The following is a 12,470-nucleotide window of genomic DNA, read 5'->3' as shown; positions in this document are numbered from 1 at the left end:
TTTAAGCCTTTATTCTCTTTCTCATTTAAAAATTTTTTTGAACCTCATGGGTTCGTAATTAATTAGGAAATTTACAATGTCTGTAACTAAAGACCAAATCCTTGACGCGATTGCTGAAATGTCAGTAATGGAAGTTGTTGAACTAGTTGAAGCAATGGAAGAAAAGTTCGGCGTAACTGCAGCTGCTGCTGTTGTTGCTGCTGGTCCAGCTGAAGCTGCTGAAGAAAAGACTGAGTTCGACGTAATCCTAGCTGCTGCTGGCGGTAACAAAGTTGCTGCTATCAAAGCTGTACGTGGTGCAACTGGTCTTGGCCTTAAAGAAGCAAAAGCTCTTGTTGAGTCTGCTCCTGCGCCAATCAAAGAAGCTGTTTCTAAAGAAGAAGCTGAAGCACTTAAGAAAGATCTTGAAGAAGCTGGTGCTGAAGTTGAGATCAAGTAATCTAGCTACGGCTAGGTTCGCTGCCTGAGCAATCAGGCAAGGGCTGGTGATTATTTAATCACCGGCCCTTTTGCGCTCTAGTATGTTCATATTTACTAGACGCAAAAAACTCTAAATTTCACTTTTATTTCAATAACTTAAGTTTTTGCTAATAGCAGTGGCATTTAGTGCAACAATGAGATGTTGTTATCATGGCTTAGATGCCAGTAATGCTGTTCTTACAAGAACAGGTTGGGTCAAAGATCAGCAAGCTGAGGAACCCCATGGCTTACTCTTATTCTGAAAAGAAACGTATCCGTAAGGATTTTGGTAAACGTCCACAAGTTTTGGATATACCTTTCTTACTGTCTACACAGTTAGAATCGTTCAAAAAATTCTTGAATCCTGACGCTGTAGGCGACTATGGACTGGAAGCTGCATTCCGCTCTGTTTTCCCTATTAAAAGCTACTCGGGTAATTCTGAGCTCCAATACGTAAGTTACCGTATTGGCGAGCCAGTATTCGATGTAAAAGAATGTCAAATTCGCGGCGTGACTTATTCTGCTCCACTTCGCGTAAAATTACGTCTTGTGCTAATGGATAAAGAAGCACCAGGCACAGTTAAAGACATTAAAGAGCAAGAAGTTTACATGGGCGAAATCCCGCTCATGACCGATACCGGTACTTTTGTAATCAATGGTACAGAGCGTGTTATCGTTTCTCAGCTACACCGTTCACCTGGTGTATTCTTTGATAACGACCGTGGTAAGTCACACTCTTCAGGTAAAGTACTTTATAACGCACGTGTTATTCCTTACCGTGGTTCATGGTTAGACTTTGAATTTGATGTAAAAGATAACCTTTATGTACGTATCGACCGCCGTCGTAAGTTACCGGCGTCTATCATTCTACGTGCTTTAGAGTTTACATCTGAAGAGATCTTAGCAATGTTCTTCGAAACGACTACGTTCGAAGTTGCTAACGGTAAAGTATTAATGGAGCTTGTTCCTTCACGTCTTCGTGGTGAAACAGCTGCATTTGATATTAAAGACAAAGACGGTGACGTGATCGTTGAAGCCGGTCGTCGTGTTACTGCTCGTCATATCAAGACTCTTGAAAAGAAAGAAATTACACAACTTGAAGTACCACATGAGTACATCATTGGTCGTGTAGTAGCGAAAAACTACATCGATGAGTCTACTGGTGAAATCATCGCAGAAGCGAATGCTGAACTTTCACTAGAGCTAATGGCTGAGCTAGTTAAAGCTGGTCACGCTAAAATTGACACACTTTACATCAACGATGTAGATAGTGGTGCATACATTTCAGATACATTACGTATCGATTCTTCTACAAACCGCTTAGAAGCACTTGTAGAAATCTACCGTATGATGCGCCCTGGTGAGCCACCAACGAAAGAAGCTGCAGAAGCTTTATTCGAAAACTTATTCTTCACTGAAGAGCGTTATGACCTATCAACTGTAGGTCGTATGAAGTTCAATAGCCGTGTAGGTTATGATTCAGATACAGGCCCAGGTACACTGAGCAAGGAAGATATCGTATCAGTAATGAAAGTATTGATCGATATTCGTAACGGTAAAGGCGAAGTGGACGATATCGACCACCTAGGCAACCGTCGTATCCGTTCTGTAGGTGAAATGGCTGAAAACCAATTCCGTGTTGGTTTAGTACGTGTTGAACGTGCTGTTCGTGAGCGTTTAAGCTTAGGTGATCTTGACAATGTAATGCCTCAAGACCTAATCAACGCGAAACCTATTTCAGCAGCAGTTAAAGAATTCTTTGGCTCTTCACAGCTGTCACAGTTCATGGACCAAAACAACCCGCTTTCAGAAGTGACGCACAAGCGTCGTATTTCTGCATTAGGTCCGGGTGGTCTTACACGTGAACGTGCAGGCTTCGAAGTTCGAGACGTACACGTAACACACTACGGTCGTGTTTGTCCTATCGAAACTCCTGAAGGTCCAAACATCGGTCTGATCAACTCACTTTCTACATACGCACGTACTAACGACTATGGTTTCTTAGAAACACCATACCGTAAAGTTGTTGATGGTGTAGTAAGCGACGAAGTTGATTACCTATCAGCTATCGAAGAAGGTCAATTCGTAATCGCTCAGGCGAACACGAACCTGAACGACAGCAATGAATTTATTGATGAGTTAATCCCATGTCGTCACAAAGGTGAATCGACATTTATGGGTCGTGATGACATCCAATATATGGACGTATCACCTCAGCAGGTTATCTCAGTTGCAGCAGCACTAATCCCATTCCTAGAACACGATGATGCTAACCGTGCACTAATGGGATCGAACATGCAACGTCAAGCAGTACCAACACTACGCGCTGATAAGCCGTTAGTAGGTACAGGTATCGAGCGTACACTAGCAAAAGATTCTGGTGTAACAATCGTTGCTAAGCGTGGCGGTGTTGTTAAGTATGCTGACGCAAGCCGTATCGTAGTTAACGTAAATGAAGAAGAGCGCATCCCAGGTGAAGCGGGTATCGACATTTACAACTTAACTAAATACACACGTTCTAACCAAAATACGTGTATCAACCAGAAACCTACTTGTATGGTTGGTGAGCCGGTTGTACGTGGTGACGTATTAGCAGATGGTCCTTCGACTGACTTAGGTGACTTAGCACTAGGTCAAAACCTTCGCGTGGCATTCATGCCATGGAATGGTTATAACTTCGAGGATTCAATCTTACTATCTGAGAACGTTGTAAAAGAAGATCGTCTAACAACAATCCATATTCAAGAACTTCAGTGTATCGCACGTGATACTAAGCTTGGTCCTGAAGAGATCACAGCTGATATTCCAAATGTAGGTGAGTCTGCACTTGGTAAACTGGATGAGTCTGGTGTTGTTTACATCGGTGCAGAAGTTAAAGGTGGCGACATCCTTGTAGGTAAAGTAACACCTAAAGGCGAAACGCAACTTACTCCTGAAGAAAAGCTACTACGTGCTATCTTCGGTGAAAAAGCATCTGATGTTAAAGACAGCTCACTACGCGTACCAAACTCTGTAACTGGTACAGTTATTGACGTACAAGTATTCACTCGTGACGGCGTTGAAAAAGACAAGCGTGCGTTAGAAGTTGAAGAAATGCAGCTTCGTGAAGCGAAGAAAGACTTCAACGAAGAGTTCAGAATTCTTGAAGGCGGTATTTTAACACGCGTACGCACATTACTTGTACAAGCGGGTCTAAGTGAAGAGAAAGTAGCTGAATTAAGCACTGACAAGCTACTAACTCAGAGCCTAGCTGATGAGCAGCAACAAGCTGATCTTGAGCAACTTGCTGCACAGTACGATGAGCTTAAAGCTGAGTACGACAAGAAGTTTGAAAACAAACGTCGCAAGATCACTCAAGGTGATGACTTAGCACCAGGCGTACTTAAGATTGTTAAAGTATACCTAGCTGTTAAACGTCGTATCCAACCGGGTGATAAGATGGCTGGTCGTCACGGTAACAAGGGTGTTATCTCGACAATCGTACCAGTAGAAGATATGCCATACGATGACAAAGGTCGTACTGTAGATATCGTACTTAACCCACTGGGTGTACCATCTCGTATGAACATCGGTCAGATCTTAGAAACACACATGGGTCTGGCTGCACGTGGTATCGGTGAAACGCTAGAAGAGATGATGAAAGAGCAGCGTGAAATTCACGAAATGCGCGATTTCATTGCAAAAGCTTACGCAGTAGGTGATTGCCGTCAGAAAGTTGATATTGCTAGCTTCTCTGATGATGAAGTTCGTCGTCTTGCGCACAACCTGAAAGGTGGTTTACCTATCGCGACTCCAGCATTTGATGGTGCACGTGAATCAGAGATCAAAGACCTTCTTGAGCTAGGTGGTTACCCACGTAGCGGTCAGGTAACGCTATATGATGGTCGTACTGGTGATGCGTTTGAGCGTCAAGTAACTGTTGGTTACATGTACATGCTGAAACTAAACCACTTAGTAGACGACAAGATGCACGCGCGTTCTACTGGTTCTTACAGCCTAGTAACTCAGCAGCCGCTGGGTGGTAAGGCACAGTTCGGTGGTCAGAGATTCGGTGAGATGGAGGTATGGGCATTAGAAGCATACGGTGCTGCCTATACACTTCAAGAGATGCTGACAGTTAAGTCAGATGACGTAAATGGTCGTACTAAGATGTATAAGAACATCGTTGACGGTAACCACAAGATGGAACCGGGTATGCCAGAGTCATTCAACGTATTGTTGAAAGAAATCCGCTCACTAGGTATCAACATCGAGTTGGAAGAAAATTAATCCGACAGCCGCAGCTAAGCTGCGGCTCCCCGGACTGAAAGAATGTAGGGGCAAGCATTGCTTGCCCTCGAGATTAACTCCGACAGGAGAGCTAAGGTGAAAGACTTACTTAAGTTTTTGAAGCAACAAAATAAGACCGAAGAATTTGATGCGATCCGCATCGGTCTTGCTTCACCAGACATGGTACGTTCTTGGTCTTACGGTGAAGTTAAAAAGCCTGAGACAATTAACTATCGTACGTTCAAGCCTGAGCGTGACGGCTTATTCTGTGCCCGTATTTTCGGCCCAGTAAAAGATTATGAGTGTTTATGTGGTAAATATAAGCGCTTAAAGCACCGTGGTGTTATTTGTGAAAAGTGTGGCGTAGAAGTTACTTTAACTAAAGTACGTCGTGACCGTATGGGTCACATTGAGCTAGCTAGCCCAGTTGCACACATTTGGTTCCTTAAGTCATTACCGTCTCGTATCGGCCTAATGCTAGATATGACACTTCGTGACATTGAGCGCGTACTTTACTTCGAATCATTCGTAGTAACTGAGCCTGGTATGACAACGCTAGAGCGCGGTCAGCTACTAGGCGAAGAAGAGTACCTTGATGCACTTGAAGAACACGGTGATGAGTTCGAAGCTAAGATGGGTGCAGAAGCTGTACTTGATCTACTTAAAGAACTAGACCTAGGTCAGCTTATCGCAGAAATGCGTGAAGAGTTACCAACAATCAACTCTGAAACTAAGCGTAAGAAAATCACTAAGCGTCTTAAGCTTATGGAATCTTTCCACCAATCAGGTAACAACCCTGAGTGGATGATCATGAGCGTGCTTCCGGTTCTTCCACCAGATCTTCGTCCTCTAGTACCACTAGATGGCGGTCGTTTTGCAACGTCTGATCTGAACGACCTTTACCGTCGTGTTATTAACCGTAACAACCGTCTTAAGCGTCTACTTGACTTAGCTGCACCAGATATCATCGTACGTAACGAAAAGCGTATGTTACAAGAAGCGGTTGATGCGCTACTTGATAACGGTCGTCGCGGTCGTGCGATCACAGGTTCTAACAAGCGTCCACTTAAGTCGCTTGCAGACATGATCAAAGGTAAGCAAGGTCGTTTCCGTCAAAACCTTCTAGGTAAGCGTGTTGACTACTCAGGCCGTTCTGTAATCACAGTTGGTCCTACGCTTAAGCTTCACCAGTGTGGCCTTCCTAAGAAGATGGCACTTGAGCTATTCAAGCCATTCATCTACGGTAAGCTAGAGCGCCGCGGCATGGCGACAACCATCAAAGCTGCGAAGAAGATGGTTGAGCGTGAAGTACCAGAGGTATGGGACGTACTAGACGAAGTGATCCGTGAGCATCCGGTTCTACTTAACCGTGCACCAACACTTCACCGTCTTGGTATCCAAGCGTTTGAACCTGTACTAATCGAAGGTAAAGCAATCCACCTACACCCACTAGTGTGTGCGGCGTATAACGCTGACTTCGATGGTGACCAAATGGCGGTACACGTACCGTTAACATTAGAAGCACAGTTAGAAGCTCGTGCACTAATGATGTCAACGAACAACATTCTATCACCAGCGAACGGTGAGCCTATTATCGTTCCTTCACAGGACGTTGTATTAGGTCTTTACTACATGACGCGTGATCGCATCAATGCCAAAGGTGAAGGCATTGTATTTAAAGATGCGAAAGAAGCTGAAAAAGCATACCGTACAGGTGTTGCTGAACTTCATGCTCGCGTTAAAGTTCGTATTACAGAAACTGTTATCGACGAAGAGACTGGTGAGCGTTCTCAACAGACTTCTGTTGTAGACACAACTGTTGGTCGTGCGATCCTTTCTCTAAGCACACCTGAAGGCTTACCATTTGAGCTTATTAACCGTGCATTAGGTAAGAAGCAGATTTCTGCACTTCTAAATGAGTGTTACCGTCGTCTAGGTCTTAAAGACACAGTCGTATTTGCTGACCAAGTGATGTACACAGGTTTCCACTACGCGATGAAGTCAGGTGTATCTATCGGTATTAACGATATGGTAATCCCACCGACGAAAGCGGGCATCATTGAAGCAGCTGAAGCGGAAGTATCTGAAATTAACCAACAGTTCCAATCAGGTCTTGTAACTGCGGGTGAAAAGTACAACAAAGTAATCGATATCTGGTCACGTGTTAACGAAAACCTTTCACGTGAAATGATGGCGAACTTATCGAAAGATACAGTTGTGAATGCACAGGGTGAAGAAGAAGAGCAACCTTCTTTCAACTCGGTATTCATGATGGCCGACTCAGGTGCACGTGGTAGTGCCGCTCAGATCCGTCAGTTAGCGGGTATGCGTGGTCTAATGGCACGTCCAGATGGTTCAATCATCGAAACACCAATCACGGCGAACTTCCGTGAAGGTCTAAACGTACTACAGTACTTCATCTCGACGCACGGTGCGCGTAAAGGTCTAGCCGATACAGCACTTAAGACAGCGAACTCGGGTTACCTAACTCGTCGTCTAGTAGACGTTGCACAAGACTTAGTTATCACAAACGACGATTGTGGCACGTTAGATGGTCTAACAATGAAACCGCTAATCGAAGGTGGTGACGTTGTTGAGCCACTTCGCGAGCGTGTATTAGGTCGTGTTGTTGCTGAAGACATCTTAAAGCCAGGTACTGACGAAGTACTTGTTGAGCGTAACATCATGCTTGACGAAAAACTGTGTGACCTTTTAGAAGAGCACTCGGTAGACGAAGTACGTGTACGTTCAGTTATCACATGTGATAACGACTACGGTGTATGTGCTAACTGTTACGGTCGTGACCTAGCACGTGGTCATATCATCAACGCAGGTGAATCAGTAGGTGTAATCGCTGCTCAGTCAATCGGTGAGCCGGGTACACAGCTTACGATGCGTACATTCCACATCGGTGGTGCTGCATCAAGAGCGTCAGCAGAAAACAGCGTACAAGTTAAAAACAACGGTAGCCTGAAGTTACATAATGCAAAATATGTATTAAACACTGACGGTAAGATTGTTATCACTTCACGTTCAACTGAGATCACTATCATTGATGATCACGGTCGTGAGAAAGAGCGTTATAAGGTACCTTACGGTGCTGTACTTTCTGTACAAGATGGTGCAGAAGTTAAAGGTAACGATATCGTTGCAACATGGGATCCGCACAGTCACCCAATCATTCTTGAGCATGAATCAAAAGTGTCATTCTCTGACATTGATGATAGCAACACAGAAGCGCAGACTGATGACCTTACAGGTTTAACACGTGTTGTTGTTAAAGACCTATCTAAGGTTAATGCGAAAGAGCCTAAGCTAATCATTGAGAACGAAGAACGTGGTCTTCAAGAGATCCGTCTACCTTCATTCACAACGATTGAAATCACAGATGGCGCAACAGCGGCACCTGGTCAGGTTCTAGCGCGTATTCCACAAGAAGGTTCGAAGACTCGTGACATCACGGGTGGTCTACCTCGAGTTGCTGACTTATTCGAAGCGCGTAAGCCAAAAGATCCTGCAATCCTTGCAGAAATCACAGGTGTTGTGAGCTTCGGTAAAGAGACAAAAGGCAAGAAACGTCTTGTTATCACACCTGAAGAGGGTGATGCATACGAAGAGATGATCCCGAAATGGCGTCAGCTTAACGTGTTCGAAGGTGAGATGGTTTCTAAAGGTGAAGTTATCGCCGATGGTCCAGAGTCTCCGCACGATATCCTTCGTCTTCGTGGTGTAACTGATGTATCTAACTACATCGTTAACGAAGTACAAGAAGTTTACCGCTTACAGGGTGTAAAGATTAACGATAAGCACATCGAAACGATCATTCGCCAAATGCTACGTAAGTGCATCATCCTAGACGGTGGTGATACTGAGTTCTTAGCTGGTGAACAAGTTGAAGTGGCGCGCGTTAGCATTGCAAACCGTGACTTAGAGAAGCAAGGTAAGATCCCAGCTAAGTATGAAATTCAGCTAATGGGTATTACGAAAGCGTCTCTTGCAACAGAATCTTTCATTTCTGCAGCATCATTCCAAGAAACAACTCGTGTTCTTACGGAAGCAGCAGTAAATGGTAAGAGCGATGAGCTACGTGGCTTGAAAGAGAACGTAATCGTAGGCCGTCTGATCCCAGCCGGTACAGGTTTCGCGTATCACCAAGAGCGTATGAACCGTCGCAAGCAAGTTGAGCTTCCAGTTGAAGAGCAAACAGTAAGTGCTGAAGAGGCAACTCAAGCATTAACTGATGCACTGAACGCTGATCTATTAGGTGGCGAAGAGTAATTCTTCCCACTAAATAGCAAAATATAATACGGGCAAGCCTGAGAAATCAGGCTTGCCCGTTATTTTTTGGTTGACAGCTCAATCTTTGCTCATTAAAATTCCGCCACCCATTTATTCGTTCGAATAAAAGAATGTTTAAATAGGGCAGATTTTTTCATTTTTCAGTAGTAATTAATCAGGAGCTATTTAATGGCAACTATTAACCAGCTAGTGCGTAAGCCACGTCGTAGCAAGGTTACAAAGAGCAACTCTGCTGCTCTTAAAGCTTGTCCACAGAAACGTGGTGTATGTACTCGTGTATATACAACAACACCTAAGAAACCAAACTCTGCATTACGTAAAGTAGCGCGTGTACGTTTAACTAACGGTTTCGAAGTAACTTCATACATCGGTGGTGAAGGTCACAACCTTCAAGAACACAGTGTTATCCTAATCCGTGGTGGTCGTGTTAAAGACTTACCGGGTGTACGTTTCCACACTGTTCGTGGTGCACTTGACTGTGCAGGCGTAAATGACCGTAAACAAGGTCGTTCTAAGTACGGTGCTAAACGCCCTAAGGGCTAATGGTTCTCCGTTAGTAAGGCCAAGCACTTAAATTTTTAATTTTTATATTTTGTTTTGGGAGTCGCTGAAGTAAAGCGAACCTGAAGATACCGGAGAAATAAAATGCCTAGAAGACGCGTTATAGGTCAACGTAAAATTCTTCCAGATCCTAAGTTCGGATCAGAACTTCTTGCTAAATTCGTTAACGTAGTAATGTTAGACGGCAAGAAATCTACTGCTGAAAAAATCGTTTACGGTGCGTTAGACGTGGCTGCTGAGAAATCAGGCAAGTCGCACCTAGAAATCTTTGAAGCTGCACTTGAAAATGTACGTCCAGCGGTTGAGGTTAAATCTCGCCGTGTTGGTGGTTCTACATACCAAGTTCCAGTTGAAGTACGTCCAGTACGTCGTAACGCATTAGGTATGCGTTGGTTAGTTGACGCTTCTCGTAAGCGTGGCGAAAAGTCAATGGGCCTTCGTCTAGCTCAAGAGATGCTTGATGCAGCTGACAACAAAGGCACTGCGGTTAAGAAACGTGAAGACGTTCACCGTATGGCTGAAGCGAACAAAGCATTCGCTCACTACCGTTGGTAGTCTGCTAACACCTTTTAAGAGGATATTATGGCACGTACAACTCCTATTGAGCGTTACCGTAACATCGGTATTTGTGCTCACGTAGATGCAGGCAAAACCACCACAACAGAACGAGTTCTGTTCTACACGGGTCTTTCTCATAAGATCGGTGAAGTTCATGATGGTGCTGCAACTATGGACTGGATGGAGCAGGAGCAGGAGCGTGGTATTACCATTACTTCTGCTGCCACAACGTGTTTCTGGAAAGGGATGGATGCTCAGTTTGATGAGCATCGTATTAACATCATCGATACACCAGGACACGTAGATTTCACTATCGAAGTAGAGCGTTCATTACGTGTACTTGATGGTGCAGTCGTGGTTTTATGTGCTTCATCAGGTGTACAACCACAAACGGAAACAGTCTGGCGTCAGGCCAATAAATACGAAGTTCCTCGTATGATCTTCGTAAATAAAATGGACCGCACAGGGGCTGACTTCCTAGCAGTTGTGGATCAGGTGAAGAACCGTTTAGGTGCGACACCTGTGCCAATTCAGTTACCAATTGGGGCTGAAGACGAATTTAAAGGTGTTATCGATCTAATCAAAATGAAAGCAATCAACTGGAACGAATCGGACCAGGGGACGACTTTCACTTATGAAGAGATCCCGGCAGACCTTCAAGACCTAGCAGAAGAATGGCGAGCAGAAATGCTTGAGTCTGCTGCTGAAGCGTCTGAAGAGCTAATGGACAAATATCTTGAAGAAGGTGACTTAAGCGAAGCTGAGATTAAAGCTGCGCTACGTCAACGCACACTGGCCAATGAAATCGTGCCAATGACTTGCGGAAGTGCATTCAAGAACAAAGGGGTTCAAGCAGTGCTTGACTCGGTTGTTGAATACATGCCTTCGCCTACAGAAGTAAAAGAGATCCAAGGTATCCTCGAAGACGAAACCGAAGGAACTCGACCAGCAGACGACAATGCACCTTTTTCTGCATTAGCATTTAAAATTGCAACTGACCCGTTTGTTGGTACATTGACTTTCTTTAGAGTTTATTCAGGTACAGTGAAGCAGGGCGATGCAGTTTATAACCCTGTTAAATCGAAAAAAGAGCGTTTAGGCCGTATTGTACAAATGCATGCTAACTCTCGCGAAGAAATTAAAGAAGTTCGAGCGGGTGATATTGCAGCAGCAATCGGTTTGAAAGATGTCACTACGGGTGACACGCTTTGTTCGAGTGACTCAGTGATTACCTTAGAGCGAATGGAGTTTCCTGAGCCGGTAATTTCTGTAGCGGTTGAACCGAAAACTGTAGCTGACCAAGATAAAATGGGTATTGCACTAGGTAAACTAGCTGCAGAAGATCCATCTTTCCGTGTTGAAACAGATGAAGAGTCTGGCCAAACCATCATCTCTGGTATGGGTGAGCTTCACCTTGATATCATTGTTGATCGTATGAAACGCGAATTTGGTGTTGTGTGTAACGTGGGTAAACCTCAAGTTGCATACCGCGAAACAATTCGTGCTTCAGTGGAAGCTGAAGGTAAATTTGTACGTCAATCAGGAGGTCGTGGTCAATACGGTCATGTTTGGCTTAAACTTGAACCAATGGAAATTACGGACGACGAATCTCCTACTTACGAATTCGTGAACGAAATCGTAGGTGGCGCTGTTCCGAAAGAATATATTCCAGCGGTTGATAAAGGTATTCAAGAGCAGATGCGCCAAGGTGTTTTGGCTGGTTATCCGCTACTTGGTGTTAAAGCAACGTTATTCGATGGTTCTTTCCACGATGTTGACTCTAACGAAATGGCCTTTAAGATTGCAGGTTCAATAGGTTTCCGTGATGGTGCGCTGGAAGCAGATCCAGTTATCCTAGAACCTGTTATGAAAGTTGAAGTAATCACTCCAGAAGAGAACATGGGTGATGTAGTAGGCGACTTAAACCGTCGTCGTGGTATGATCGAAGGTATGGAAGAAGCGTTTGGCGGCTTGAAGCAAGTCAATGCTCAAGTACCACTTTCTGAAATGTTCGGTTATGCAACTGATCTTCGCTCTGCAACGCAGGGTCGCGCATCATACTCAATGGAATTCTCCAAGTATGCTGAAGCGGCGAAAAACGTTACAGAGGCAATAATTGCAGCTCGCGCTGTAAGATAATTTTAGTTCGGTCCGATTCATACTGGATCGGACTTTAATTTCTTTTATAGGAAATTTTTAAGATGGCAAAAGAAAAGTTTGAACGTTCGAAACCGCACGTAAACGTAGGTACAATCGGCCACGTTGACCACGGTAAAACAACTCTAACTGCAGCAATCACTAACGTACTTGCAAAAGTATACGGT

Annotated in this window: 7 protein-coding genes; all 7 read left to right on the top strand. The window is 44.3% G+C overall.

Features of this window, described 5'->3' with window-relative positions; all coding sequences use genetic code 11:
- Positions 1-76 precede the first annotated feature (76 nt).
- Complete coding sequence (gene rplL, locus AAEU28_RS19910) at positions 77-439, top strand: 50S ribosomal protein L7/L12 (protein WP_058028511.1); 363 nt, start codon at positions 77-79, stop codon at positions 437-439.
- Positions 440-702: 263 nt separating this feature from the next.
- On the top strand, positions 703-4,728 hold the full coding sequence (rpoB, locus tag AAEU28_RS19905; protein WP_421965656.1) for a DNA-directed RNA polymerase subunit beta: 4,026 nt from the start codon (positions 703-705) through the stop codon (positions 4,726-4,728).
- Between the two features lie 96 nt (positions 4,729-4,824).
- On the top strand, positions 4,825-9,006 hold the full coding sequence (gene rpoC, locus AAEU28_RS19900) for a DNA-directed RNA polymerase subunit beta' (protein WP_421965655.1): 4,182 nt from the start codon (positions 4,825-4,827) through the stop codon (positions 9,004-9,006).
- A 189-nt stretch (positions 9,007-9,195) separates the two neighbouring features.
- Entirely contained in the window at positions 9,196-9,570 is a 375-nt protein-coding gene (gene rpsL / locus AAEU28_RS19895; protein ID WP_010387308.1) for a 30S ribosomal protein S12, read from the top strand.
- 102 nt (positions 9,571-9,672) lie between these two features.
- Complete coding sequence (rpsG, locus tag AAEU28_RS19890; RefSeq protein ID WP_058028514.1) at positions 9,673-10,143, top strand: 30S ribosomal protein S7; 471 nt, start codon at positions 9,673-9,675, stop codon at positions 10,141-10,143.
- Between the two features lie 27 nt (positions 10,144-10,170).
- Positions 10,171-12,285 (top strand): elongation factor G, encoded by a 2,115-nt coding sequence (fusA, locus tag AAEU28_RS19885; RefSeq protein ID WP_138632009.1) that lies wholly within the window; start codon positions 10,171-10,173, stop codon positions 12,283-12,285.
- A 62-nt stretch (positions 12,286-12,347) separates the two neighbouring features.
- On the top strand, positions 12,348-12,470 hold a 123-nt coding region (locus AAEU28_RS19880; protein ID WP_249297365.1), incomplete at its 3' end, for a GTP-binding protein.

It is taken from the genome of Pseudoalteromonas sp. SS15 (assembly GCF_049257195.1).
Taxonomy (GTDB): Bacteria; Pseudomonadota; Gammaproteobacteria; order Enterobacterales; family Alteromonadaceae; genus Pseudoalteromonas.
Note: the sequence above shows the minus strand (reverse complement) of the source record. Positions and strands in the feature narration are given on the sequence as shown.

Coding starts and splice junctions, on each gene's coding strand:
- rplL (WP_058028511.1), top strand. CDS start 77: ATGTCTGTAACTAAAGACCAAATCCTTGACGCGATTGCTGAAATGTCA.
- rpoB (WP_421965656.1), top strand. CDS start 703: ATGGCTTACTCTTATTCTGAAAAGAAACGTATCCGTAAGGATTTTGGT.
- rpsL (WP_010387308.1), top strand. CDS start 9,196: ATGGCAACTATTAACCAGCTAGTGCGTAAGCCACGTCGTAGCAAGGTT.
- rpsG (WP_058028514.1), top strand. CDS start 9,673: ATGCCTAGAAGACGCGTTATAGGTCAACGTAAAATTCTTCCAGATCCT.
- fusA (WP_138632009.1), top strand. CDS start 10,171: ATGGCACGTACAACTCCTATTGAGCGTTACCGTAACATCGGTATTTGT.